This window comes from Jeotgalicoccus sp. ATCC 8456 (assembly GCF_016313225.1).
Taxonomy (GTDB): domain Bacteria; phylum Bacillota; class Bacilli; order Staphylococcales; family Salinicoccaceae; genus Jeotgalicoccus; species Jeotgalicoccus marinus.
The window spans coordinates 1,971,085-1,997,714 of record NZ_CP066224.1; the positions used below are offsets into that span (position 1 = coordinate 1,971,085).

General features: G+C 37.5%; 27 protein-coding genes and 2 pseudogenes. 22 read left to right on the top strand and 7 right to left on the bottom strand.

Features of this window, described 5'->3' with window-relative positions; all coding sequences use genetic code 11:
* Positions 1 to 53 precede the first annotated feature (53 nt).
* From JEM45_RS11025 to JEM45_RS10260, 3 genes and pseudogenes are all read right to left on the bottom strand, one after another.
* Positions 54 to 1,245, bottom strand: a pseudogene (locus JEM45_RS11025) (dicarboxylate/amino acid:cation symporter).
* Positions 1,223 to 2,089, bottom strand: a complete 867-nt coding sequence (locus JEM45_RS10255; RefSeq protein WP_198687430.1) for a prephenate dehydratase — start codon at positions 2,087 to 2,089, stop codon at positions 1,223 to 1,225. Before JEM45_RS10255 ends, JEM45_RS11025 begins: the two are co-directional and overlap by 23 nt.
* Positions 2,090 to 2,391: 302 nt before the next feature.
* Positions 2,392 to 4,108, bottom strand: a pseudogene (locus tag JEM45_RS10260) (ABC transporter ATP-binding protein).
* Positions 4,109 to 4,288: 180 nt separating this feature from the next.
* Here JEM45_RS10260 and JEM45_RS10265 point away from each other — a divergent pair.
* The 3 genes from JEM45_RS10265 to pepT are packed head-to-tail and all read left to right on the top strand — an operon-like array spanning position 4,289 to position 7,104.
* Entirely contained in the window at positions 4,289 to 5,347 is a 1,059-nt protein-coding gene (locus JEM45_RS10265) for a D-alanine--D-alanine ligase family protein (protein WP_198687431.1), read from the top strand.
* A gap of 11 nt (positions 5,348 to 5,358) precedes the next feature.
* Positions 5,359 to 5,865, top strand: coding sequence for a GNAT family N-acetyltransferase (locus JEM45_RS10270; protein ID WP_026866771.1), 507 nt, complete (start codon positions 5,359 to 5,361; stop codon positions 5,863 to 5,865).
* An 18-nt stretch (positions 5,866 to 5,883) separates the two neighbouring features.
* On the top strand, positions 5,884 to 7,104 hold the full coding sequence (pepT, locus tag JEM45_RS10275; RefSeq protein WP_198687432.1) for a peptidase T: 1,221 nt from the start codon (positions 5,884 to 5,886) through the stop codon (positions 7,102 to 7,104).
* 51 nt (positions 7,105 to 7,155) lie between these two features.
* Here pepT and JEM45_RS10280 read toward each other — a convergent pair whose 3' ends face one another.
* Positions 7,156 to 8,634, bottom strand: a complete 1,479-nt coding sequence (locus tag JEM45_RS10280; protein ID WP_198687433.1) for an MDR family MFS transporter — start codon at positions 8,632 to 8,634, stop codon at positions 7,156 to 7,158.
* Between the two features lie 70 nt (positions 8,635 to 8,704).
* On the bottom strand, positions 8,705 to 8,881 hold the full coding sequence (locus JEM45_RS10285; protein WP_166627069.1) for a hypothetical protein: 177 nt from the start codon (positions 8,879 to 8,881) through the stop codon (positions 8,705 to 8,707).
* Positions 8,882 to 8,997: 116 nt separating this feature from the next.
* Between JEM45_RS10285 and JEM45_RS10290 the strand changes: the two genes are divergently transcribed.
* Both JEM45_RS10290 and JEM45_RS10295 read left to right on the top strand, forming a co-directional pair.
* Positions 8,998 to 9,789, top strand: coding sequence for a class I SAM-dependent methyltransferase (locus JEM45_RS10290; RefSeq protein ID WP_198687434.1), 792 nt, complete (start codon positions 8,998 to 9,000; stop codon positions 9,787 to 9,789).
* Positions 9,790 to 10,108: 319 nt separating this feature from the next.
* Positions 10,109 to 10,258 carry a hypothetical protein gene (locus JEM45_RS10295; RefSeq protein WP_156889151.1) on the top strand — a complete coding sequence of 50 codons (150 nt, stop codon included), beginning with the start codon at positions 10,109 to 10,111 and terminating at the stop codon, positions 10,256 to 10,258.
* A gap of 54 nt (positions 10,259 to 10,312) precedes the next feature.
* On the opposite strand, the gene JEM45_RS10300 is transcribed toward JEM45_RS10295, so the two are convergent.
* Complete coding sequence (locus JEM45_RS10300) at positions 10,313 to 10,690, bottom strand: VOC family protein (protein WP_198687435.1); 378 nt, start codon at positions 10,688 to 10,690, stop codon at positions 10,313 to 10,315.
* Positions 10,691 to 10,815: 125 nt separating this feature from the next.
* On the opposite strand from JEM45_RS10300, the gene JEM45_RS10305 reads away from it, so the two are divergent.
* The 7 genes from JEM45_RS10305 (at position 10,816) to JEM45_RS10335 (ending at position 17,452) form a co-directional block, all read left to right on the top strand.
* Positions 10,816 to 11,553 carry a methionine ABC transporter ATP-binding protein gene (locus JEM45_RS10305; protein WP_026866776.1) on the top strand — a complete coding sequence of 246 codons (738 nt, stop codon included), beginning with the start codon at positions 10,816 to 10,818 and terminating at the stop codon, positions 11,551 to 11,553.
* The gene (locus JEM45_RS10310; RefSeq protein WP_026866777.1) at positions 11,546 to 12,232 is read left to right on the top strand and encodes a methionine ABC transporter permease; all 687 of its coding nucleotides are present in this window, start codon (positions 11,546 to 11,548) and stop codon (positions 12,230 to 12,232) included. Before JEM45_RS10305 ends, JEM45_RS10310 begins: the two co-directional genes overlap by 8 nt.
* A gap of 13 nt (positions 12,233 to 12,245) precedes the next feature.
* Positions 12,246 to 13,079: a MetQ/NlpA family ABC transporter substrate-binding protein gene (locus tag JEM45_RS10315; protein WP_198687436.1), complete on the top strand. Its 834-nt coding sequence runs from the start codon at positions 12,246 to 12,248 to the stop codon at positions 13,077 to 13,079.
* Between the two features lies 1 nt (position 13,080).
* Positions 13,081 to 13,908 carry a MetQ/NlpA family ABC transporter substrate-binding protein gene (locus JEM45_RS10320; protein WP_026866779.1) on the top strand — a complete coding sequence of 276 codons (828 nt, stop codon included), beginning with the start codon at positions 13,081 to 13,083 and terminating at the stop codon, positions 13,906 to 13,908.
* 155 nt (positions 13,909 to 14,063) lie between these two features.
* On the top strand, positions 14,064 to 15,215 hold the full coding sequence (locus JEM45_RS10325; RefSeq protein WP_026866780.1) for a hypothetical protein: 1,152 nt from the start codon (positions 14,064 to 14,066) through the stop codon (positions 15,213 to 15,215).
* 16 nt (positions 15,216 to 15,231) lie between these two features.
* Positions 15,232 to 16,458, top strand: coding sequence for a metal-dependent hydrolase family protein (locus tag JEM45_RS10330; protein WP_198687437.1), 1,227 nt, complete (start codon positions 15,232 to 15,234; stop codon positions 16,456 to 16,458).
* Positions 16,459 to 16,558: 100 nt separating this feature from the next.
* Positions 16,559 to 17,452 carry a YitT family protein gene (locus JEM45_RS10335; protein WP_198687438.1) on the top strand — a complete coding sequence of 298 codons (894 nt, stop codon included), beginning with the start codon at positions 16,559 to 16,561 and terminating at the stop codon, positions 17,450 to 17,452.
* A 69-nt stretch (positions 17,453 to 17,521) separates the two neighbouring features.
* Here the strand turns inward: JEM45_RS10335 and JEM45_RS10340 are convergent, their stop codons facing one another.
* Positions 17,522 to 17,950, bottom strand: coding sequence for a hypothetical protein (locus JEM45_RS10340; RefSeq protein ID WP_198687439.1), 429 nt, complete (start codon positions 17,948 to 17,950; stop codon positions 17,522 to 17,524).
* Positions 17,951 to 18,093: 143 nt separating this feature from the next.
* Between JEM45_RS10340 and JEM45_RS10345 the strand changes: the two genes are divergently transcribed.
* From JEM45_RS10345 to purK, 10 genes are all read left to right on the top strand, one after another.
* The gene (locus tag JEM45_RS10345; protein WP_198687440.1) at positions 18,094 to 18,528 is read left to right on the top strand and encodes a hypothetical protein; all 435 of its coding nucleotides are present in this window, start codon (positions 18,094 to 18,096) and stop codon (positions 18,526 to 18,528) included.
* A gap of 7 nt (positions 18,529 to 18,535) precedes the next feature.
* Positions 18,536 to 19,267, top strand: coding sequence for a 5-oxoprolinase subunit PxpB (gene pxpB, locus JEM45_RS10350; RefSeq protein WP_198687441.1), 732 nt, complete (start codon positions 18,536 to 18,538; stop codon positions 19,265 to 19,267).
* Positions 19,221 to 20,252, top strand: coding sequence for a 5-oxoprolinase subunit C family protein (locus JEM45_RS10355; RefSeq protein WP_198687442.1), 1,032 nt, complete (start codon positions 19,221 to 19,223; stop codon positions 20,250 to 20,252). Before pxpB ends, JEM45_RS10355 begins: the two co-directional genes overlap by 47 nt.
* 3 nt (positions 20,253 to 20,255) lie before the next feature.
* Complete coding sequence (locus tag JEM45_RS10360; protein WP_198687443.1) at positions 20,256 to 20,684, top strand: acetyl-CoA carboxylase biotin carboxyl carrier protein; 429 nt, start codon at positions 20,256 to 20,258, stop codon at positions 20,682 to 20,684.
* Between the two features lie 3 nt (positions 20,685 to 20,687).
* Complete coding sequence (locus JEM45_RS10365; RefSeq protein ID WP_198687444.1) at positions 20,688 to 22,034, top strand: acetyl-CoA carboxylase biotin carboxylase subunit; 1,347 nt, start codon at positions 20,688 to 20,690, stop codon at positions 22,032 to 22,034.
* 11 nt (positions 22,035 to 22,045) lie between these two features.
* Complete coding sequence (locus JEM45_RS10370; protein ID WP_198687445.1) at positions 22,046 to 22,810, top strand: LamB/YcsF family protein; 765 nt, start codon at positions 22,046 to 22,048, stop codon at positions 22,808 to 22,810.
* A 14-nt stretch (positions 22,811 to 22,824) separates the two neighbouring features.
* Positions 22,825 to 24,036 (top strand): NRAMP family divalent metal transporter, encoded by a 1,212-nt coding sequence (locus tag JEM45_RS10375; protein WP_198687446.1) that lies wholly within the window; start codon positions 22,825 to 22,827, stop codon positions 24,034 to 24,036.
* Between the two features lie 8 nt (positions 24,037 to 24,044).
* Positions 24,045 to 24,812: a putative hydro-lyase gene (locus tag JEM45_RS10380; protein ID WP_198687447.1), complete on the top strand. Its 768-nt coding sequence runs from the start codon at positions 24,045 to 24,047 to the stop codon at positions 24,810 to 24,812.
* Between the two features lie 224 nt (positions 24,813 to 25,036).
* Positions 25,037 to 25,519, top strand: a complete 483-nt coding sequence (gene purE / locus JEM45_RS10385; protein ID WP_026866792.1) for a 5-(carboxyamino)imidazole ribonucleotide mutase — start codon at positions 25,037 to 25,039, stop codon at positions 25,517 to 25,519.
* Entirely contained in the window at positions 25,506 to 26,627 is a 1,122-nt protein-coding gene (gene purK / locus JEM45_RS10390) for a 5-(carboxyamino)imidazole ribonucleotide synthase (protein WP_026866793.1), read from the top strand. Before purE ends, purK begins: the two co-directional genes overlap by 14 nt.
* The last annotated feature ends 3 nt before the right edge of the window (positions 26,628 to 26,630 follow it).

Sequence of the window (26,630 nt, forward strand, 5' to 3'; positions counted from 1 at the left end):
TTTTTCATCATTTATCGCGAAGTCGATTTAGATTCGAGTTCACGCTTTTTTCATTACCTACGTTTTTCAGACTCCCCAATAAGAACAGCTGCAGCAGAGTCTCCTGTAATATTCATAGTAGTATAAGCCATATCTAATATTCTATAGATTGCAGCGATTGGACCCATTAATTCTATAGGCAGACCAAGTAGAGATAGGAAGGATGCGCCTAGTACGATACCGCCACCTGGGATACCTGGAGCAGCCATATTAATTAAAGTCGCGATGAAAATTAGGTAAATAATTTGACCGACGCCTAAAGAGATATCGTAAAAGTCAGAAACGAATACAGCGAGTAAACTAAAGGATATGGCACCGCCCGCCATATTAATCGTCGTACCGAGTGGTACAACAAAGTTTGTAATCGAATCACTCACCTTAAAATCATTTGAGGTCACTCGAATTGTCGTTGGCAGGGTCACTGCTGAACTTGTTGTTGCTAATGAAACTAACCATACTTTGTAAATACCTTTAAGAAAGGCAATTGGAGTGAGTCCTGTATATAACCAAACTGGAATTAACATAACAATAATAAATGCAATGATACATGCAACGTAAGCAGTCACAATATATAATCCTAGAGCTGAGAAAATTCCGGGACCGTATTCTGCAACAGCATAGGCCATCAGAGAAATAACCCCAATGGGTGTCAGTTCCATAATATAGTTTAAGACTTTAAATATTACTTTTGATGAAGTTTTTAACAGGTTCTGCTTCTTTACCAACAGCGACAATGGCAACTGAAAAAATAACTGTAAATAGAATTGTTGCTAGAATGTCACCTTCACTTAGTGCCATAAATAAATTTTCAGGAATGATATTCATGAAGAAATCCTCAGCACTAGGTGAAGTCACCTCACCGTCATAACCCGTCGCTTCGATATCGATTCTTAGACCTGGTCGAACAAGGTATGAAATCACAAGACCGATACCGGCTGTGAAGACAAACATACAGACAAAGACTATGATGCTTTTAAAACCAATTCTTCCTAAGTCTTTGCCACTTCCGATATTAATAATCCCTGTTGAAACAGCAACAAAAATAATCGGGATAATCATGACTTTAATAATATTTAAGTAAATATCACCAATAAATTTAATATCTAATGAAAACTGTGGTAAAAATAAGCCGAGTAAGATTCCGATAACGAAACCAATGGCGATTCTTGTAAATAGGTGCTTACTACTCGTTAGTATCTTCTTCATTTTGAATCACTCCTTTATATTCTGGAATCTCACCTTTATTATAGGATCCCAATATATTTACATATGATGTTTTAAGTTTTAAAGCTTCTAAAGCTCTATCAAAATTTTCTCGATTCAAACCATTTTCTATATCGATAAAAAACCCATAGGAGAATGGTTTGTTTTGAATGGGTCGACTCATCAAATAGACCAGATTGATATCATGTGCTGTGAAAATTTCAAGAATATGACTCAGAGAACCTGTACTGTGGTCAGATTCTACATAGAGCGATGTTTTACCATGTAATACTTTTTTAGGTAGGGCTTTAGTAAAGATTAAAAACCGGGTTGTATTTAATGGGTTATCACTAATATTTTCACGGATGACATTCATATTATAGAGTTCTGCAGCATGACGACCTGCGATGCTGGCAATAGTTTCCTTCTCTGATTCTTTTACCATATGTACAGCACCTGCTGTATCACTAAATTCCTTAACCTTTATTTTAGGATATTGACTTAAGTAGGTATAACATTGTTCTAAAGCCTCTGGATGAGAATATACTTCTGTCACTTCATCGAGAGTAATTGGATTTTTAGATATTAAAGCATGGTCAATTTTAATATAAATTTCCTCGACAGCTTTTACATCTAAATATTTCATTAAATCAATGGTGCGGGTAATGGGACCACTTGTTGAATTTTCAACAGGCAAGGCGATGTAGTCGACTTCGTCGTTTAATAAAGCTTCAACGAGTACTTTAAATGTCATATATCCGACTGCCTCATACTCCGCATCAACGGCAAATTTCTTACAAGCTAAAGTACTATAACTTCCGGGCACACCTTGATAACCAATCTTCATGAGAAACACTCCTTAATAATAATAAAAAACCGGCTGAATTCATCTAGAATCCAACCGGTTGAAATTGTAACTTCATATATGACCAACCGATTAGATGTACTAATGGCTGGTTTTTAACACGACATTAAATCAGCCATTACAGATTAGGTATGCCTATATCCGTAATGGGGTGGATACAGGCCTATCTAAAACGGCTGAAAAAGTACGTATTTGATTGACTGATATTTACTTGATTTAACATAAAACCACTCATCTCAATTTATATGTTCATTATTCTAACAATTTAAAAAATTATTGTCAATTTAAATTGTACTAAATTGTGCCTGGTGCAGCGATTTATATATTCCACCTTCTAAATTTAATAACTCTTCATGAGTACCAGTCTCAGAAATACCATCTTTGGTCACGACCATGATCCGGTCAGCATTTTTAATTGTTGCCAGTCTATGGGCAATGACTAAGGTCGTTCGGCCGACGGCTAGACGGTTCAATGCTTCTTGGATGTATAACTCAGTTGCAGTATCTAAGGCACTTGTGGCTTCATCTAAGACGAGAATAGGTGGGTTCTTTAAGAACATGCGTGCAATGGCAATTCTTTGTTTTTGTCCACCCGACAGTTTCACACCACGTTCACCGACAACCGTATTCAAACCTTGAGGGTAGGAATCAATGAGTTCTTTTAATTGTGCCTTTGCTAGAGCATCATAGATTTCATCGTCAGTCGCGTTTTCCTTACCGTAAGCCACGTTTTCTCTTAGAGTACCTGCGAATAAGAACACATCTTGTTGCACTGTGCCGATATTTTCTCTTAAAGAAGACAGGGTTAGATCTCTAATATCGTGACCATCGATAGTAATCTTTCCTGCAGTCACATCGTAGAAGCGGGGGTAAGAGTGAACTTAAAGTTGTTTTACCCGCACCAGATGGTCCGACAAAAGCGATGGTTTCACCTGCTTTTATATCAAAAGTAATATCTGTTAAGACATTTTTCTCTTCGTATTTAAAACTGACATTTTCATATGAAATATTTCCTTTAACATCTGTCAGTGTTATAGCATCTTCCCTCTCAGTAACATCACTTTTCTCATTCATAGTATCTAAGAAATGCTTAAAACCTGCGATACCGTTCGGGTAAAGCTCGATAACTGCATTAATTTTTTCAAGCGGTTTAAAGAGGACATTGGATATTAAGATAAATGCTGCGAAATCACCGTAAGATAATTCCCCAATTGTTACATAATAAGCACCAGCAATTAAGATAAACACATTAACGAGACGCATTAACATATAGGTGCTTGAGTTATTAAAAGACATAATTTTATAGGCCTTAAGTTTAGTCTCCCTAAAACGGTCATTAATCTTTTTGAATTCTTTTAACGCTTCATCTTCTTTAGCGAAGGCTTGAACAAGTCGAATACCACCGATTTTATCACCAATCATATGGTTGAAATCTGAGACACGTCCAAATAGTTCTCTAAATGCGACTGTCATTTTCTTGTTAAAGTAAATAGCTATAACAAGTATGAGTGGCACAATGATAAATGAAATTATAGCAAGCTCTGGATGAATGTAATACATAATACCAAAAGCACCGAGTAGCGTCATTACGGCAATAAATAAGTCCTCAGGCCCATGGTGAGCCATCTCACCAATATTCATGAGGTCATTAGTGAGGCGGGTTAGTAATTTTCCAGTCTTAGTATTGTCAAAAAAGCGAAACGATAAGCGTTGTATATGTACGTATAGGTCATTACGAATATCTCTTTCGATATTTGTCCCGAGCATATGACCCCAATATGTAACAATAAATTGCATAAATGTATTAAATAAATACACCACTACAAGTCCAGCTGCAGCGAGTAGGATCCATTGCCAGTTACCGGTCGGTAGGAGTTCGTCAATAAAGGTGCTAACGATAAGTGGAAATAATAGCTCCAAAAGGCCGACAATAACCGCGGAGAGAAAATCTACAGTGAACAAGACTTTGTAAGGTGCATAGTATGAAAAGAATTTCTTCATCCTGTTCCCATCCTTATAAAATAGTTAAAGCAACTTGATTATACCACTAAAAAATTTCTGTAATAGAGTAAATATACAAGGTACTGGCTTATGATTAACTTATGGAGATTCTTAGTGTAAAATTAAGTATCGTAGTATAAAAAATTTAATTAAAAGTCTTAAGAGATTTGAGGAATTAGCATGTCAAAAATTAATTTAGGAATTATTTACGGTGGTAAGTCGACAGAACACGAGGTATCAATGCGCTCAGCTAAGAGTGTGTTAGATGCGCTAGATAAAAATAAATATAACATCAGTTTAATCTATATAAGTAAAGATGGACAATGGCGCCTGTTAAATGATAATCAGGAAATTAAAATGGTAAGTGACAAAGAGGCAGAAGAAGTATTTGTCTCACCTGCAACCGGTTTAAGAACAGCGAGTGAATTAATCGAATTTGATTCAGTTTTACCGATTTTACACGGTACAGCTGGTGAAGACGGAAGCATCCAAGGGCTCTTAGAGTTAGCGGGTGTGCCTTATGCAGGATGTGGTATTAGAAGTTCTGCGGTATGCATGGACAAGGATATGACAAAGCGTCTTTTAAATCTTGCAAATATCCAGACTGCTAAAGGAATAACGGTAAACTATTTCGATAAGGACCAAGTAAGTTTCGAGTCTACTTATGAAATTCTTGGATTACCGATGTTTATCAAACCTGTGAATCAGGGGTCTTCAGTTGGTGTATCTAAGGTCACGAGTAAAGAAGAATTTACAACTGCCTTGGATTTAGCATTCTTGTTCGATACTAAAGTGATGATCGAAAAAGGCATTGATGGTAGAGAAATCGAAGTATCAGTCCTTGGTGCAGAAGACTTATTCGTCTCAGTACCTGGTGAAATCGTGTCACAGACTGAATTTTATTCTTATGAATCAAAGTACTTAGATGATGACGGTGCAGTGTTGAACATTCCGAGTGAACTCACTGAAGGCCAGAGTAAACAAATTCAGACAATCGCTAAAGAGACTTTTAGAGCGCTTGACTGTGAAGGTATGGCAAGAGTGGATGTCTTTTTAACCAACGATGGTGAAATCATTGTCAACGAAGTAAATACCTTACCAGGATTCACGAGTATTTCTATGTATCCTAAATTGTTGGAAGTCTCAGGTATTCCATATAGCAACTTACTTGATGAATTAGTCCGCTTATCGATTGATAGAAGCCAAAGAAATAAAGCCTTAAAAACAGATTTTTCATAGGAGGACGCACCGTGGAAATACGTTTAGCCAAAGTAGAGGATGCCATGGCCATTGCGAAAGTTCAAGTTGAAAGTTGGCATACTACCTATAAAGGTATTGTGCCGGATTCATACCTTAACAGTCTAGATGTGAAAAAAAGAGAAAAGGTTTGGCAATCGGCAGCAGATACTCAGCCGATGTTTGTAGCTGAGTTAGACGGTGAAGTTGTCGGTTTTGTAATCGCTGGAGAGAACCGTGATAAGGATACCTATCCCGATTATGACGGAGAACTTTACGCGATTTACTCCTATCAACATGTCCAAGGTCAAGGTATTGGACGTGAACTTTTTGAAACTGCTGCTCGGAATCTATCTGAACGTGGATTTAAAAAGATGACGGTTGCAGTATTGACTGAAAACCCGACTGTAGGTTTTTATAAACATATGGGTGGAGAAATACTCGGTGAAGAAATCATTACTATAGACGGAGTAGACATTAACGAATCGATCTATGGCTATAGTGATATAAGTAAATTATAAAATTTTGGGGGTTTTATAGTGAAAAATGCATTAATAGAAAGATTAACTAGATATGTAAAAATTGATACTCAATCTGATGCCAACAGTGAGACAGTACCATCGACAAGTAAACAGTGGGACTTATTAAAAGTCTTAGCAAAAGAGCTAAAAGAACTTGGACTTACTGATGTTGACTTAGATGGCAAAGGTTATTTGTTTGCGACCTTACCGAAAAATACAGAGGGCTTAAGAACGCTTGGATTTTTAGCACATGTAGATACTGCGACGGATTTTACAGGAACAAATGTAAAACCACAAGTTATCGACTATGACGGTGGAAATATTGTCTTAAATAAAGATTTAAATGTCGTCTTAACACCAGAACAGTTTCCAAATTTAAACGGCTATAAGGGTCATACATTGATGACAACAGATGGCACGACCTTACTTGGTGCAGATAACAAAGCGGGTGTAACGGAAATTATGACTGCCATTGAGTATCTAATTGAGCACCCTGAAATTAAACACGGTGATGTGAGGATTGGCTTCACACCTGACGAAGAAATTGGGCGTGGACCCCATGACTTTGATGTAGATAAATTTAAGGCTGATTTTGCCTATACGGTGGACGGTGGTCCTTTAGGTGAGCTGCAGTATGAAAGCTTCAATGCAGCAGGCGCAAAAGTTAAGGTTACGGGTAACAGCGTCCATCCGGGTACGGCTAAGGACACAATGGTGAATGCCGCACGTATTATGTCAGAAATCGTTGCATCATTTGATGTGCATGACACACCTGAACATACATCAGGTTATGAAGGTTTTTCCCATGTGACAAACTTAGTAGGTGATGTTGAAAATGCTGAATTCAATATGATTATTAGAGACTTTGATCAAGGCGCCTTTAAAGAACGTAAATCACATGTTCAAAAAGTAGTCGATTCATTTATCGATAAATACCCAGAAGCAGATATTCAATTAGAATTAAATGATCAGTATTACAACATGAAAGAAATTATTGAAAAAGATATGACACCAGTTGAACTTGCTAAACAAGCTATGGCAGACTTAGGTATTGAAGCGGTTATAGAACCTGTTAGAGGCGGTACAGACGGTTCTCAATTATCATATAAAGGACTGCCAACACCGAACCTCTTCACCGGTGGAGAGAACTTCCATGGTAAATTCGAATTTGCATCCATAGACGATATGGAAAAGGCGACACAGACTATTATTAAGATTATAGAATTAAATGCAAAATAAGGAAGAACATAAGAAAAAGGATTACTGTGAATTCACAGTAATCCTTTTACATTACTTATTCAATTTTTTAACTTCATCATCGATTGGTCTTGCCTTATTAAAGGATTGGCCAATGACATCGTCTGGGACGATACGTTTTAAGAAGAAAGCTGAAACTAAACCAATGAATAAGAAGCCTGTGCCGACTAAGAAGGCTAAGTTAATACCATCTAAGGTTGCTTGATTAATCATTGTCTCAGTTGGATTGTCCATTCCTCTTAACTGTAAGTTGGTATAGGTTTGCATGACTGTAATGAGTAGGGCTATACCAATCGAACCACTCACCTGGTTCAACATACTATTTAATGATGACCCATGTGGTGTTAAGTGAGGCGGTAGTGAATTCATGCCATTCGTCATAACTGGAGTGTTTACGAGTGTCATCCCGAGTGCACGAACCATGTAAATTGTTAATAGATAAGAGAATGGTGTATCAATTTCTAGTCGACTTAAGAAGAAGGTTGTGACTACCGCAATGGTTAAGCCAACAACCGCCATATTTTTTGGACCATACATATCAAATAGCTTACCTGAAACAGGGCTCATGAAGCCCATAATTAAAGCACCAGGAAGCATCAATAATCCTGTATCTAAAGGACTTAAGCCTTGTATATCTTGCATGAAAATTGGAATGAGAATCATACCCGCAAAAAGTGCCATGTTTGCTGCTCCGATAATGATCGATGCAATCGTGTACATCGGGTATTTATAGACTCTAAAGTCTAACATTGGGTGTTCGAGTTTCATCTGACGAAGTACGTAGGTTGTTACACCAGCAAGCCCGATGAACAATGGAATGAGGACTCTTGTATCTGCAAGTCCATATTCACCAGCAGAACTTAGTCCGTAAAGCACGCCGCCAAAACCAATTGTAGATAGAACAATAGAAGGTATATCAATATGTGCTTCTTTATGCTGTTTAATCTTCGGTAACTTCCAGAATCCAACCCCTAACACAATCACTAAAATTGGAATCATCATAAAGAACAACATATGCCAGCTGTAACGTTCTACGACTATACCTGATACGGTTGGCCCAATTGCTGGGGCAAAGAACATAACGAGACTGAAAAGCCCCATAGCTGTCCCGCGTTGGTTAGGCGGGAAGCTTACGATCATAATGTTCATCAAGAGTGGCATCAGCATCGCTGAACCTGACGCTTGAATCATACGACCAATAATTAAGACGATAAAAGCAGGTGCGAAGCCAGAAACAATCGTTCCGATTAAGAATAAGCCCATAGCAGCTAAAAATAAGGATTTCGCACTAAATTTTTGCATTAAGTAAGCTGTTGTAGGAATAATGATTCCAGAAACGAGCATGTAAGCGGTAGATACCCATTGGACTGCAGAAGTGGATACGCCGAAATCATTTTTGATAGCGGGTAGGGCGACGTTAAGAAATGTGTTCGATAAAAACGAAATAAATGCACCGGATAACAAGATAATAATAAGTCTATAATCCGGTTTAGATTGTACGGTTTCTGACATGTTGTCTCCCCTTTATATAAAAAATCAATTTATATATTATACACTACTTTAAATAAAATTTCATTAAAAACTACCCAATTCTATTATCAATTTGAATATAGATAAAGAATCCAATCGTTATACCAAGTAAAACACTTATTGGTAAAGCATAATTGTCTGGTATCGAAGGTAAGAATGTTTCAATAATCCAATTTATGCCGAAGACAGCTATTGCCATTAAGACTAATGAAGACAGTAAACGTGTCATAGATTTCCTCCTATAAAACTGTTATTCTTAAATTCTAACAAACCTCAAGGTGGACATGGGAGTAAAATAGCTTGATAATATAAATAAAGTAGTTTATTGGGAGGAGAATCCTTATAATGAAGACGAATTTTCATAATTACGCTGAGGAATACTTGCAGCATCGAAATGATATTCCGAACATGTTTTATGAAGAGTTAGAACGTCGTGGCATTGAATTATCCGGTGCAATTGTCGCTGATATTGGTGCAGGTCCTGGTTTTGTAAGTAAGGTTTTAAGTGATTACGGTGCAATCGTGGATGCAGTAGAACCTTCGGACGCCTTTATTGAACTAGGTAAGGAATACGTTGGTAATAATGACCGTATTAATTTTACTCAAGGGACAGCAGAAGAAACAAATTTGAAGTCAGATACTTATGATTTGGTATTTGTCATGAGAGCCTGGCATTGGTTTGATAGTGATAAGGCAACAGCAGAAATCAGCCGCATACTGAAACCAGGTGGCCTATTAATTGTCGGTGACATTGGCTTTACAGTTTCAAATAAAATGATGAAAGACTCAATGAAGATTGTAAAAAAACATTCTAAAAATGAGGAACTACACCCTGCGGGTTCAAAAGAAGATTCTCTACAGATGATTAATGGGTTTCCAGTAGAGTGGTTTAGCGACTGGAAGCACGGTAAGTTTTCAATTGAAGAATTTTTCAAAAAAGAGTATAAGGTGAAATTCACAGATCAAGAATGGATTGCACGTTTAGGTACATCATCTTGGCTAGTGAGATTTAAGAAAAAACAAAAGGATAAAGTACTTGAAGAGATTGCCGGTCTATTAGATCATTTAGATGAATCAAAAAAACATAAAGCACCCCATGTTTTAAACGTAGCTATATTAAAAAATATGAGGAAATAGGAAGCGAAAATTTCGCTTCCTCTTATTTTTGTATTTTTTTATGTAAGCGGTGTAATAATTATTTAATGTATGAAAGCGAAAACAATTAGTATAAAAATACATTTTATTGTATGTTTTATTGTATGTGTGTAATATGGTGAAATTTCACTTTAAATTAATACTTACATTCCTGAATTAACTAATAATTGTCAATATATTTACTTTGCATATAACATCACATAATCTTTGAAATCCCTTGGTATATATAGTATTATAAAGATACATAAAGAGGTACAGAAAAATACTCTAATGAAATTTTTATAAATAGGGAGGGAAAGAAATGATAATCTCAGATAAGATTACTGCAGAAGTTCGTATGAAAGAATTTAAAGAGATGGCGTATAATAATGCAATTTTAAAAGACAACAAATCAGATAAAGAAGTTAAGCGTCCTTTCTTAAACAAATTAATCAGTGCTTTATCACTATAATTCAGTTAATTAAATAAATTTTAGCCATTCCTGTAGAGAGAGGAATGGCTTTTTTTAGCTTAAATTTAATTGCCAGTACAAGCCGAACTGATCTTGTACTATTGCATAGCGTTTACTCAAATTATAATCATCAAGTGGTACGTGTATGGCACCATTCTTTTTTAACTTTCTATATAAAAGTTCGATCTCCTCCAAACTTTCACACTCTAAATATAAAGAAACTTCAGGATTAAAGCTTGTACCTGTTGGCATCTCTGCATCTCTAACTACAATATTTAAATCTCCTATACTTATGACAGCCTGTTGCACTTTAGATGAATTTTCATAGTTTAAAAACTGTAAAATCTCTAAATCTCTAAATATTTCCTTATAATATTCTATGGCTGAAAATGCTGTTCCATTAAATGATATAAGCGGCATGGCAGCTTTCATTAAAATACCCCTTTACAACTGATATAGTATTGTTTACAATCCTAATTAAACAGATTAGAACAGATAGATTCTGTTCCACTTATATTATAACAGTTCGTATCGCTAGTTTATCAAGGAGTGTAAAGATGATTGAATTACACAATATTACTAAGTCATTTCATGGCCAAAATGGTATGTTCAAGGCCTTGGAGGATGTTTCTATTTCCATAAATGAGCAAGAAAAGTTTGGCATTATTGGCGCGAGTGGTTCAGGTAAATCGACGCTACTTAGAATGATTAATGCGCTAGAGACACCTGACGATGGGACTGTAACAGTTCAGGGGGAAAATCCATCAAAATTAAAGGGCGAGCAGCTTCGTATGTATAAAAAAGACATCAGTATGGTCTTTCAGCAATTTAATCTATTAAACAATAAGACAGTACTAGAAAACATCACATTACCACTCAAGTTACATACATATAAAGATGCTCTAGATGTCGAAGAGGTATTGAAGTTTACAGGCTTACTAGACAAGAAAGATAACTACCCTGGACAGTTATCAGGGGGACAAAAACAAAGAGTTGGTATAGCGAGAGCATTAATTACCAAACCAAAACTTTTACTATGCGATGAACCGACTAGTGCCTTAGATGATAAGACCACAGATGAAATTGTGGAGGTTTTAAAACAAGCGCACAAGGTCTATGGCATGACAATAGTTATAGTTACACATGAATTAAATGTCATTAAACAGCTTTGTGATCGTACAGTTGTCCTAGAAGACGGAAAAGTACTAAACACACTGGACATTGAATCATCAAAACATACTGTATCAAAACTGTCATACTACGACAGAATTTTGGAGGTGCTCAGCCATGGTTGATGCATTCATCTTGTATTTTGAGCGTGTTGTTGAGTATTTCCCTAATATGATTACTAGTTTAAATGAAACAGGGATTATGATGGCTTTTGCAATGATCGCTGCAATTTTGCTCGGCTTACCTTTGGGTACTTTGTTGTTTCTAACAGATGAGAAACAACCCTTAGAAAATAAGGTGATTTATTGGGTTACCAATGCACTAGTGAATATCATTCGTTCATTTCCGTTTCTCTTATTGGTCATCGCCATGCAACCACTCATAAGAGAAGTCTATGGTAGGGCGACTGGAGATCCTGTTGCAGCGTCATTTCCGTTAATGGTGGTGGCAATTGCCTTATACGCAAGGTTTGTTCAGCAGTCCTTATTAGACGTCCCTAAAGGTGTGCTTGAAACTGCAGAAGCTATGGGTGCGTCGATACCTCAACTAGTCTACAGATTTCTGTTTGTAGAAGCGAGAAGTTCACTCGTTGTAGGATTTACCACAGCATTTGTGAGTTTTATCTCTTATTCGACAATCATGGGTGTTGTCGGTGGTGGAGGTATTGGAGACTTTGCAATACGTTATGGATATCAGCGTTATGAAACAGATATTATGTATACAGCCATTGTTATAATTATTATATTTGTACAAATTGCGCAGTGGTTAGGTCTTAAACTTGCTAAAAAATTAGATAAAAGATAAAGGGGTTTTGTAAATGAAGAAGTTAAAGTGGTTTACAGTTTTCGCATCAACCTTGCTGGTCTTGAGTGCATGTAGTGATGAAGAAACAGCGAATGAAACATCAGAAGCGGAAGATACACATATTGTTGTTGCATCACAGACACCACCGATGACAGATGTTGTAGAGATTGTTGCTGATGTCATTGAAGAACCGTATACAGTTGAGTTGATGGAAGTATCAGATAACATACAGTATAACGAAGCAGTGTTTAATGATGAAGCGGATGCGAGTTTTGCACAGCACAAACCTTTTATGGAACAGTTTAACAATGAAAACGATGCAGACTTAGTTGCGATGGAGGAAATATACAACGCGATTGTTGGATTTTACTCACCTGTATACAGTTCCATTGATGAAGTGAAAGCAGGCGATGAAGTAGCGATTCCGAGTGATCCAACAAATGAAGCGAGAGCTTTGATAATCTTAGACAGTGAGGGGTTAATCACCTTAGAAGATGGGGTGGATTTTGAAGCGACAGTTGATGATATTACAGAAAACCCGAAGAATTTAAAATTTACTCATGTTGATTTGTTAAACTTATCCGCGTCATATGAAGACGGTATTCCACTCGTATTTAACTATCCGACATACATAGAGCCACTGGGTCTTACACCTGAGGATGCAGTGTTATTAGAAGATGACAGTGACAATACATTTGCAATCCAAGTCGTTGCACGTGAAGGTCAAGCGGATTCAGAAAAGATTAAAGCTTTAAATGAAGCATTCACTTCACAAGAAGTCTATGATTTCTTAGATGATTTAAAAGATAAGGCTCACCTAGAACCGACATTTGAAGGAGACGAGTAAAGTGAAGAAACTCTCTATAATGTTCTTATCATCTATGTTCTTAATAGCAGGCTGTGGCAATGATGAGGACACGGCGGACACCGAAGACACGCATATTGTAGTTGCTTCCCAAACACCTCCTATGACAGATATTGTTGAAGTTGCAGCCGAAGCTGTAGAAGAACCTTACACAATTGAGTTAATGGAAGTTGCGGATAATATTCAGTTTAATGAGGCAGTGTTTAATGATGAAGCGGATGCGAGTTTTGCTCAACATGAACTATATATGGAACAGTTCAATAGAGAGAATGGGGCAGACTTAGTCGCTACTGAAGAAATTTACAATGCAATTGTTGGCTTCTATTCACCTGTCTATGAGTCAGTTGAAGAAGTTCAGGAAGGTGACGAGGTTGCGATCCCAAGTGACCCAACCAATGCCACACGAGCACTATTAATGTTGGCAGATCAAGACCTAATCAAACTTGATGAAGAAGCAGGATTAGAGGCAACAGTTGAAGATGTAGTTGAGAACCCTTATGAACTGGAATTTACACAAGTTGAAGTACTCAACCTCAAAGAATCCTATGAAGACGGCGTACCACTTGTATTTTCTTATCCCGCCTATATTGAGCCGCTTGGCCTAACGCCTGATGATGCGGTTTTCTTAGAAGAAGATAGTGATAACACATATGCAAGTCAAGTCGTTGTCAGAGAAGGGCAGTTAGATTCTGATAAAATTCAAGCTTTAAACAAGGCGTTTACGTCGCCAGAAGTCTATGAATTTTTAAAAGAACTAGAAGATAAAGCACATCTAGATCCGGCCTTTGAACCGGGACAACCTGCAGAATAATTTAATAGCAGCACCTTGGCTCAACCTCCCTTGCCAAGGTGCTTTTTTTTCATTTTAAGAGTATTTTTCCAATGAAAACGTAATCATATTGCATATTATTTGAATTGTCGTATAATTCGAACAATAAGCTACTACTCAAGCTTGGAGGATATTTTATGATTGAACAGCCTATAGTTGCCACTGTTATGTTGTTTGCACTACTTGCAGTCGGTGAATTAATTTCAATTTACACTAGAGCAAGAATACCGATGTTAATGACAGCCATGGTCGGTTATTTAGTATTAACATGGATAGGTGTTTTTCCTGAAAATATTTTAGAACTTTCAACATTACCAGCACTAGGTGCCATTTTAATTGGGCCATTAATTATACATATGGGAACTTTAATGCCAATCAGTACTTTAAAAAAGCAATGGCGAGCGGTTGTAATCTCCATAAGTGGTGTACTGGGTGCGCTCATACTCGTTTTGACTATCGTACCTTTAGTATTTGACTTTGAAACAGCGGCGAGTGGTATTGGGCCGATTTCAGGTGGGGTGGTTGCACTTCTAATTACAACAGAAAAACTTAATGAAATTGGCATGACGGCTATCATTGTTATTCCTGTCTTAATTGCAGCCATACAAACTCCAATTGGTATGCCATTAATTTCGTTCTTTTTAAAACGTTATGCTGGAAATTTTGTTAAAAATACAACAGCAACAAAAGCTGAAATAGATAGTCTTGAAGAAGAAGATCAGCCTGTAAGATTTAATATCTTTAAGAACAATATCATTCTTTTATTCACAATATTCCTCTTAGCTGCGATTGCAACAATATTAAGTGAATACACAGGTATTCATTACACCTTGTTCAGTTTAATCTTTGGTATATTGATGTTGAATGCAAAGTTATTTCCACAAGCTGTCCTACAAAAATCAAATTCATTTAGTTTCATGATGGTTGCTCTGATTTTTGTGGTAATTGGTACAATGGGTGGAATCACCCCACAAGATGTCGTAAATAATATACCACCCGTATTATTAATCTTAGTAACCGGTGTCGGTGGACTTGCGCTTGGTGGATTTATTGCATCTAAGGCTGTTGGTTGGCACCCATTTAAGGGTATGCCTGTTGCTTTAACAGCTCTTGTTGGATTTCCTGGAGACTATATCATTTGTGAAGAAGTGTCTAGAAGTACTACAGATAACACAGTGGATCAACAACGCGTGTTTTCGGAAATTGTAACCCCAATGTTAATCGGTGGGTTTGTCACGGTCACTATCGCATCTGTTGTTATTGCAACATTTGTAATGGGAATGCTATAAAAAGGAGATTTTATTAATGTCAAAAACTATCGTAAAAAATATTAATCTAATTGATGGATCGGGTTCAGATGTACAAAAAAACGTAAACGTTGTGATAGAAGATGGGAAATTCACACACATTACAAAAGAATACACAGAAACTGATGCGACGGTTATCGACGGTCAAGGAAAGTATATGTTGCCTGGAATGATCGATGCTCATGTGCATTTATCTACTGAATTTAAACCATTAGCAGAACGTGTCGCTACACCATTTTCTTATAGCTTCTATGAAGCGATACAATATGCTGAAAGAACAATTGATGCGGGTGTGACAACAGTTAGAGACGCCCTAGGCAGTCCGCTTGGTTTTAAACAAGCAATCAATGATGGGCTGATTCGTGGGCCACGCATGCAAGTGTCTATTAATGCCTTATCTATTACAGGTGGTCATGGTGATGGATTAAACTATTCTGGTATTGATTTAAGTTTGGTAAGACCTTATGAAGGTATGCCGGACGGTATCGCAGATGGAGTGGAAGAAGTAAGAAAACGTACAAGAGAAATGCTAAGAGCTGGAGCAGATGTCATCAAAGTCATGGCAACTGGAGGCGTATCAAGTCCAACAGATCACCCTAAATTTACTCAGTATTCTCTAGAAGAACTAAAGGTCATAGTTGAAGAAGCAAAGTTTAGAAATGGTGTCAAAGTTATGGCGCATGCTCAAGGTTTAGAAGGAATTAAAAACTGTGTTGAAGCAGGTATTCATTCTATTGAACACGGTATTTATTTAGATGATGAAGTGATTGAAAAGATGAAAGAAAAAGGCACGTATCTCGTACCAACATTACTTGCACCAGTATCAGTTATTGAGTTCGCAGATGAGTTAGGTATTTCAGAAGTTGGACTTAAAAAGTCTAAGGAAGTAATGGATGCCCATAGAGCAAGCTTTAAAAAAGCTTATGATGCAGGGGTGAATATTGCTATGGGTACAGACGCAGGTGTGTTCAAACATGGTACGAACTTAAGAGAGCTTGAGCTGATGGTTGAAGCTGGAGCCACTCCGATGGACGCAATTGTTATTTCGACAAAAAATGCAGCAGAATGTATGGAAATAGAAAATCTTGGACTTGTTCAAGAAGGATACATTGCTGACTTTATTCTGACAGACGGTAATCCACTTGAAGATATTGGACTCCTTAAAGATAATGACCGAATTAAAGTTGTTGCCAAGGATGGGAAAATCCTTAAAGAAATTGTATAAAGATTCAAATATCCGCCCTTGGCGGCTTTTTTGTTGCGTTGAAAAGTCGGGTGAGTTGCTATAACATAGTAAAAGTATAGTAGCAGAAGGGGGAGAAGGTATGAAACTTAGAAACACTTTGAAAAATATTCAGTTTGAAAAAATTCGTTTATCATTGAATTCAAAGTTCACCGTGCAAACTTTAATTAATGTCTTAACCATTATTGTCGGTTCGTTTTTATTTTCCATAGGTGTAAATAGTTTTATGATTGCCGGTAATTTAGGTGAAGGTGGATTTATTGGTATTTCTATTATTTTATACTACGCATTTGGTCTACCGACAGCCTTAACAAACTTAATTATGAACTTTGTGATTTTGATTGTTGGTTTTAAGTTTTTAGGTAAACGTGCCATGTATTACACGATTTTTACCATACCAATGACCTCCCTCGCACTTTGGATAACAGAAACCTGGCAAATTCAAACTGATGAAATACTGATCAATACTGTCTTTGGTGGGCTCTTTATAGGGACAGGAATTGGGTTGATTATTCGTGTCGGGTCTACAACGGCAGGTACGACAATCTTAGCCAAGATGGCGAATAAGTTTTTAGATGTCAACGTATCTTATGCCTTACTGTTCTTTGATTTAATTGTTATCACGATTGGTTTAACTGTGATGAGCATTGAGCAAGTCTTGTTAACAGTAATCGCTTTATATGTAGCAACAAAAGTGATGGACTTCATTATAGAAGGTATGAATCCGAAAAAAGCAGTTACGATTATTTCTCAAAAACCGGATGCTGTGGCGAACTTAATCAATACAAAAATCAACCGTGGAGTGACGATTTTAGATGGTCGTGGATACTATTCTAAAGAAGATAAAGACATTCTGTTTGTAGTCATCAACAAATCACAGCTCAATAGACTAAAACGTCTAATTAAAGCGAATGATGATCAAGCCTTCGTTGTGGTGCATGATGTAAACAGTGTATTAGGTAACTACTTAATTTAGACGCATATTATTTTAAAATAAATGTATAAAAAATCGTCCGCAAATGTTTGCGGACGATTTTTATGTCATTTAGTACTTTAAATGACGATCGTACAAATAGACAATGACGTTCTCATTTTCAGCAATGATGTTGAAGCCTTTATACTGTAACCAAGTTTTCGAAAATGTTGTGCGATAGTAGACGTTGGAAAGTATATAAATCTTACTGACTTCATGGGTACATTCTAAGTATTTATCAATTAGCTTTGAACCAAATCCTTGGTTAGGTAATGCGGCATGGAGAATGATTTCGGATATGTATTGATTATTTGTACCATCGCCATTCGACCTCATAAGGGCAACAAGTTTACCTTTTTGTCGTAGTGTAATGACAAAATCTGAGTTGATAATGTCTGCTCTGAGTTTATTATAATCACTATATAAATCACCACCACCAGAAGTATACAGTTCCCTCACATCATCTAGTGTGATTAGTTTGTCAGTTGATATTGTATCCATATTTTTCACCTCTAAATTATCAATAATACAGCTGATTTGAGAATGTTCTAATATTGAAAGATATCAGCTGGTTGTTTATAATCATAACTGTATACGGTTACATTTAAAAGAAAAATTAAATTATTCAGAAAAAGGTGAGCGATTTGGAACTTCAGCTACAGTTGTATTTTTACCATAAAGAAATTGAGCAATCTCCAGAGTATGTGTTTAACGTTCTAAACGACGATCAAAAAATCATTGACAGAGTACAAAAACTAACAGCAATTACTTATAATTCAGACGTTACAAATCAAAGATCAGTCGGAACAGAGGGAATATTAGTATACAATGAGGCTAATATTAATACAGAAGTAATATTTTACACAGATAATCGTCGACTTGAGTTTGAATCATACGTCCCAGCGGGTAGATTATGGACAATGGTTAATATTGTACCGGTTGAAGGTCGCTCTGAGTTAACCATTTCGACGAAACTTATTACGGATTCTCCAGTAAGTTTTGCACTTTATGCCTTAAAGATTCCTAGAGTTAAGAAACAATTCAATGACATTGTAGGACGTTTAGAAGCGGGGGAATAACTGTACTATGAGAGTTCAGCAGTATGCAGAGGATGCTTTAACAGTTACGCTTGGTCAAAATATTGACGAGACCATCAATACTCAGCTTGTGCAGCTAAAAGAAAAATTTGTTGAGCTAGATTTTGAAGGGGTTCTGGATATTGTTATATCCTATACCAGTTTAATTATTTATTTTGATGTTTTACGAGCGGATGTTAAGGCAATGAAATCAGCCTTAGAAGAAATGAAGCAAGAAGAATTATCGACCACACCATCAAGTTATAAGGTCGTTGAGATACCTGTGTGTTATGGTGGTGAATTTGGTCCTGATATCAAAAAATTTGAAAAATCTGGATTGTCTGAAACTGACGTCATAGAACTACATAGCAACAAAGAGTATTTAGTATATATGCTCGGTTTTATGCCGGGCTTTCCTTATTTAGGTGGCCTAGACGAAAGGCTTTATAAAGATCGATTGGATTCACCTAGAACACGTATTCCAGCAGGTTCTGTTGGTATTGGTGGGCAACAGACAGGAATGTATCCATTTACTTCACCAGGAGGCTGGAACTTATTGGGACGTACCCCAATTCCCCTCTACGATAAAAACCGAGATCACGCTATATTGTATGGAGCAGGGGATCGTATTGTCTATAAGGCGATTGATGAAGACGAATATTATCGGTTAGAACAGGCCTATTATGATGGGGCGTATGAAGTTAAAGTTATCGACGACAGAGGTGAAGCAAATGACGATTAAGATTACTGAGCCAGGACTGTTTACAACAGTGCAAGATTTAGGTAGAAGAGGCTATGAGTCTTATGGTTTTTCTCCAGCAGGCGCTATGGATTATAGAAGTTACTGTCTAGCAAATGCTTTAGTTGGTAACGATTTTACAAAAGCGACTATAGAGATGACCTTCCAAGGTATACAATTTACTGTACTTAAGAAAACAACAATCGCAACTGCCGGCGCCTCGATGAACCTAACAGTAAATAATCAGCCGTACAGAATTGGTACGATTATCGACTTGGATAAAGGAGACCAAGTCGTTTTTGGTAGTGTGGAAAGTGGCGTTAGAACTTATGTCGCTTTTACAGGTGGATTAGATTTACCTAGTGAACTTGGTAGTTATGCGACACATACGAGAAGTGGAATTGGTGGTTACAAGGGACGAGTCCTTCAATCAGGTGATATCCTAAAAACTATTGGCGGTCATGCTGACATTCCTTTGTTAGAAGTAGATGAAGCAATAGAGACGCATGAAGTTGAAGAAATACGTGTCATACTCGGCCAAGAAAGTGAACGCTTTAATACCGAATACCAAAATTTGTTTAAGTCATCTGAGTATACGGTTTCTAAAGATACGGACCGTATGGGTGCGAGGTTAGAAGGTCCAGCAATCAAATCGGATAATGGACATGATATTTTAAGTGCACCGACCCAATTTGGTAGCATTCAAATCCCTAAAAATGGACAGCCGATCATTCTTCTAGCAGACAGACAAACAGCAGGTGGATACACTAAAATTGCCACCGTTGCTAAAGTCGACCTACCCAAAATTGCTCAGAAGCAACCTGGGGATAAAATTCGTTTTAAAGAGATTAGCGTCGAAAGTGCAAGTGCGCTCTACAAGGAAAGTTTAGAGCAGTTACAAAACAAGGTCGATTTAGTACCATCAAAAGATTTTGAAGCAGTAAGAAGAGCAGATGCCAATAGCGTGTCGAAATTAATTGGAGGATAAGTCATGAATTATAAAGATATAAAGAAATTAGTGAAACTCTTAAAAGAGGAAGATTTATCAGTTTTAAGTTTTTCAGATGAAAGTACATCTATTCATCTAGAAAGAACTATGAGTAATGGTGTGGTTAGTGCAACTAGCACATCTGCTTCAACTGACACGAGTGCAAATGAAGAAAGTTCTGATTTACTAGAAATCAAAGCGTCGCAACTTGGCACATTTTTCATTAACAAAGATGAGAACAGCGAGGAAACATTTGTTGCTGTTGGTGATCCAGTACAAAAAGGTGATCAAGTTGGCTTTATAGAAGCAATGAAAGTATTTAATGACGTGAAAAGTGATGTTGCTGGTACCGTTGAAGAAATTTTAGTATCCAATGGAGATACTGTTGAATTTGGTGATGTGTTGATTCGCTTACGTCCAGAAGGAGCATAAGTTATGAGAAAAGTGTTAATTTCTAACCGCGGAGAAATTGCAGTTCGTATTATAAGAACTTTAAAAGAAATGAATATTAAGAGTGTCGCGATTTACTCAGACGGTGACCGAGATAGCTTGCATGTTGCCTTGGCAGACGAAGCATATTGCATCGGTGGACCAAAGAGTGCTGATAGCTACTTGAACATTGACCGTATTTTACAAGCTGCGACGGTCAGTGAATCAGATGCGATTCATCCTGGTTACGGGTTTTTATCGGAAACACCTGAATTCGCAAAACGTGCTGAGGAAGCGGGGTTCATTTTCATTGGGCCTGATGCGTCGACGATGGAAAAAATGGGTGATAAGGCGATGGCTCGTCAGACAATGGATGAGGCTGGAGTACCTGTCATACCGGGTAGTGAGGGTGTCGCAGATTCGATTGAGTCGGTAAAAGCTATTGCTAACGAAGTGACATACCCAATTGTAATCAAGGCCGTATCCGGCGGTGGCGGTAAAGGCATGCGTTTTGCTTTTAATGATGATGATGTCGATAAATTGTACAGTCAAGCGAAGAAGGAAGCTAAAAGTTCTTTTAATGATGACCGGCTATATGTTGAAAAATATATTCCAAAAGCGAGACACATTGAAATTCAGGTTATCGGTGATGGTAAAGGTGAAGCGGTGCATTTATTTGAAAGAGATTGCTCGATTCAAAGAAATAATCAGAAGCTTCTAGAAGAGGCGCCAGCGACAATATTAAGTGAAAAAGAGCGAGCTGACATTACGGAAACCACACGTCAAGCAATCGCAAAACTGAAATACCGTGGAGCTGGAACGATTGAATACTTATATGTACCAGAAGAGAAGCGTTTTTACTTCATTGAGATGAATACGAGAGTTCAAGTGGAACATACCGTATCTGAAGCGGTGACAGGCATCGATATCATTAAGTCACAGATTAACGTGGCATTCGATGGAGAAATTGGTTTTACTCAAGATGAAGTGCAGTTGTCTGGTCACGCTATTGAAGCACGAATTAATGCAGAAGACCCGGCTAACAATTTCTTGCCTTCGCCTGGTAAAATCGAAAAACTTCACTATGGCATGGGTCGGAATGTCAGAGTGGACAGTCACATCTATTCGGGTTATGTGATTCCACCTTTTTACGATTCGATGATTGCAAAAATAATTGTAACTGCAAATAATCGTACTGATGCTCTAGATAAGTTGAAGTTAGTCTTAGGTGAAACAGTAATTGAACCAATTAAAACAAATTTGAATTTACAGTATTTCTTGGCTGGACATCCGAAAGTGCATGCCAACGACTACGATATTAAATTTATTCATAATGAGAACATCATTGATTAAGGAGGATTCACATGTCTGAGTTAACAATAGATTTAAATGCTGATTTAGGTGAAAGTTATGGTAATTACAAGATCGGCAATGACGCTGAAATTATTCCTTTGATTTCATCTGCTAACGTCGCTTGTGGCTTTCATGCAGGAGATCCGAGTGTGATGATTGAGACAATTAAACGCATTAAAGAATCTGGGACAACTGGAATTGGAGCCCATCCTGGTTATTTAGATTTGATGGGCTTTGGTCGTCGATTTATGAAATTATCTGACGATGAAGTGCATGCCTTGGTACTTTATCAATTATCTGCACTGGATGGTTTAGCGAAGACTTATGGCATGGAACTAAATCATGTGAAACCCCACGGCGCGCTTTACAATGCAACGTTTACAGATGCACACCTCGCTGATGTGATTGCTGGTGCAGTTAATGACTTTAATCCTAATTTAAAATTAATGGGCTTAGCGAATAATAACCTAGTGAAAAGTGGAGAAAAGCTTGGTTTAAATGTTGTGCATGAGGTATTTGCAGACAGAGCCTACGAGGATGACGGTACATTAGTGTCACGTTCAAAAGAAGGTGCAATGATTACAGATAGTGAAATCGCAGTCTCTAGGGTGCTACGCATGATTACTGAAGGTAAGGTTGAAAGCATCAATGGCAAAGACATAGATATTAAAGCAGATAGTATCTGTGTCCATGGTGATGGTGCCAAAGCATTAGAATTTGTTAAAGAGATAAGAAAACAATTACAGGAGAAAGGTGTTACTATCGATACGATGTAAGAAGAGGTGAAATTATGGAGAATAAACCTAAGATAACTGCTGCTCAGCGCAGGTTATTATTTGGTGCAGTGTTCTTGATGGCAACATCATCAATTGGGCCTGCATTTTTAACGCAAACAACAGTGTTTACCCAACAATTTATGGCAAGTTTCGCATTTGCAATTGTTGCGTCAATTGTGATTGATATTGGTGCACAGTTAAATATTTGGAGAGTTTTATCAGTTAGTGGAAAACGTGGACAAGATGTCGCCAATGAGGTATTACCAGGACTTGGTTCGGTTGTTGCCGTATTAATAGTTATCGGTGGCTTAGCATTTAATATTGGTAACGTCGCAGGAGCAGGGCTCGGTTTTAATGCCATTTTTGGATGGGATGTTAGAATTGGATCAGCAATTACAGGTATTTTTGCAATTATTATTTTCTTAGTAAAAAATGGACGTGCGGTCATGGATATCGTGACACAAATACTCGGGGTGCTCATGATAGGTATCATTGCTTACGTCATGATTATTTCAGAACCGCCTGTTGCAGAAGCAGCGAAACGCGTAATTTTACCAGAAGAGCCTATTGCGATGCTCTTACCAATTATCACGCTGGTTGGGGGAACAGTTGGTGGTTATATCACTTTCGCTGGTGCCCACCGTTTAATCGAAGCGGGAATGACTGGTGAGAGAAACCTACGCTTTGTGAGTCACGCAGCAAACTGGGGTATTTTAACAACAGGTTTAATGCGCGTGCTGTTATTCTTAGCAGTACTTGGTGTCTTAGCTCAAGGTGCAGTATTAGATTCTGAAAACCCTCCAGCATCCGTTTTCCAATTTGCTTTAGGTGATATCGGTATGAAGATCTTTGGTGTTGTGCTCCTAGCAGCAGCATTATCTTCAGTTATTGGAGCGGCTTATACAAGTGCAAGCTTCATGCGCTCGTTTAATAAGGTTTTCGATAAGTATAATAATATTGTAATTGTGGTCTTCATCCTTACATCGACACTTATTTTCCTATTCGTCGGAAGACCAGTCACATTACTTACTCTTGCAGGTTCATTTAACGGTTTAATTTTACCAATAACACTGGGTGCGATTCTATTGGCTTCACGTAAGAAGAGCATTGTCGGTAACTATCATCACCCGACTTGGATGATCATATTCGGTATCATTGCAGTCATTGTAACCTTGATTGCAGGATTTATGTCGCTACAAGGACTCGCGGATCTTTGGAATAGATAGGTGATTAAATGAATACAGAAGAAATTAGACAGCGTATTAGAACTGGTGAACATACAGGGCCGACTTCAGGAATTTCTGGTGATAAAGTCCAAGCAAACTTGGCTATCTTACCTAAAAAATATGCCTTTGATTTTCTCTTATTTGCTATGAGAAACCATAAACCTGTACCGATTATTGAAGTGTTAGAAGCAGGTGAGTTTGTCAGTCGCTACGCTAAAAACTCAGACATTCGAACAGATGTCCCGCTCTATAATATTTATAGAGACGGTGAGCTTGTAGATACAGTAGATGATATTAGACCTTACTGGTCAGACGATCTTGTCACATTTTTGATCGGTTGTAGTTTTACTTTCGAACAGGCAATTTTAGATGAAGGTATTCCGATTAAACATATAGACCAAGGTGTTAACGTTGCTATGTATAAGACAAATATAAATACAGAACCTGCTGGAATTTTCCACGGGGAAACAGTGGTATCTATGAGACCATTTAAACAGTCAGTCGTAGATGATGTCATCAGAATCACGAACGAATTCCCTAGCATGCACGGCGGACCCGTACATGCAGGAGATCCAGAAATGATTGGTATTAAAGATATCAATCAGCCTGACTACGGTGATCCGATTGATATTGCCGAAGACGAAGTGCCCGTATTTTGGGCGTGTGGTGTGACACCTCAGAATGTGGTGTTAAATGCAAAACCTGAGATTTTGATTTCACATGCACCAGGTCACATGTTCATTACAGATATTAATAATGAAGAATACAAAAACTAAGTTTCATACAGACTCAAGAATCTCTTAATCGAGGTTTTTGAGTCTTTTTTTGTTTTGAATGGATGGGTTTCAAAAATAAACTAAGCTCATCATAGCAGCAATCTCAGTAAAAATCACTTAAAAAAACGTACATTAAAATAAAATAATCAACTGTTGACATTTAAAATACGCACATTATAATTATAAATATAAATAATGTTCGTTAAATTAGGAGTGTTATTGAAATGACTGTCGGAATAATTATGGGAAGTTCATCAGACTGGGAAACGATGAAACATAGTGCTGACTTGCTTGATTACTTTGGAATTAAGTATGAGAAGAAAGTAGTTAGCGCGCATCGTACTCCAGAAATGATGTTGGATTATGCTAAGGAAGCAAAGTCTAATGGTATTGATATCATCATTGCGGGTGCTGGGGGTGCTGCACATCTCCCTGGCATGGTTGCATCTTCGACTCACGTACCTGTAATCGGGGTGCCTATTCAATCTAAGGCACTAAGCGGTATGGATTCTCTATTATCTATAGTGCAGATGCCGGCGGGCATACCTGTTGCCACACAAGCGATTGGTGATGCAGGGGCTAAAAATGCTGCGATTCTTGCTGCACGAATTTTAGCTGTAAATTCTAAAGAAATATACGAAAAGTTAGAAGCTTATCAAAAATCCTTGGAAGAAAAAGTGGAGGCTATGCAAAATGACCTTAAGTAAACGTCTATATCCTGGCAGCTCCATCGGTATTATAGGTGGCGGTCAACTTGGTAAGATGCTTGCACAAAGTGCTTTAAGAATGGGCTATAAGGTAATTGTTCTAGATCCCTCTCCAGATGCCCCTGCAAGCTCAACATGCCACACCTTTATACAGGCAGATTTTAGTGATCAAGAAGCGATGGAAAAATTAGCGAGTTTGTCTGATGTGGTGACTTATGAATTTGAAAATATTGATGCTCATATTCTTCACTCACTAACAGATAACTTTTATGTTCCACAAGGTGCTGAAACAGTACTCACGCTTCAGAATAGAAGTTCTGAAAAAGATGCTATTAAAGCAACGGGTGCTAAGGTTGTACCTTTTGAAAATGTTCAGAGTAAATCGGAAATTGAAGCTTTTGCAAATACACATGGATATCCCTTAATCGTTAAAACAAAAACGGGCGGTTACGACGGTAAAGGTCAGTATTACTTAAACAGTCAAGCAGCCTTAGAAAGTGAAGAGATTCCTTTTGACCAAGTTGATTTTATTGCAGAGAAATACATTGACCTAGAAGCGGAAGTCTCGCTCACCATCGCAAGAAATACAGACTCCAAATGTATCTATTTCCCACTGCAGGAGAATTTACATAGAGATCAAATTTTGTACAGAACCATTGCACCGTCTAGATTTGATTACTTTGAACAGGCTAAAAGCGAAGCGGAAAAAATAATGACACATCTCCATTTTGTTGGTGTCTTTACGATTGAGTATTTCATTTCTAAAGACGGTGAACTTTATGTCAATGAAATTGCGCCAAGACCACATAATTCTGGACATCATTCAATTGAATCTTGTAATATCTCACAATTTGATGCCCATATCTTAGCCATTACTGGTGCACCGATGCCTGAAGTTTATCAGCATCAAGATGCAATTATGATGAACTTACTTGGTCAAGATTTAGATCGCTTAGAAGGTGATTTATTTTATTATCCACATTGGAATGTTCATTTGTACGGAAAAAGTAAAAGTCTGCCAGCTCGTAAAATGGGACATGTCACTCTATTAACAAACGATATCGAAGCATCACTTAAGACTTTAAAAACAGACTTTGAAAAGGAGTGAAAA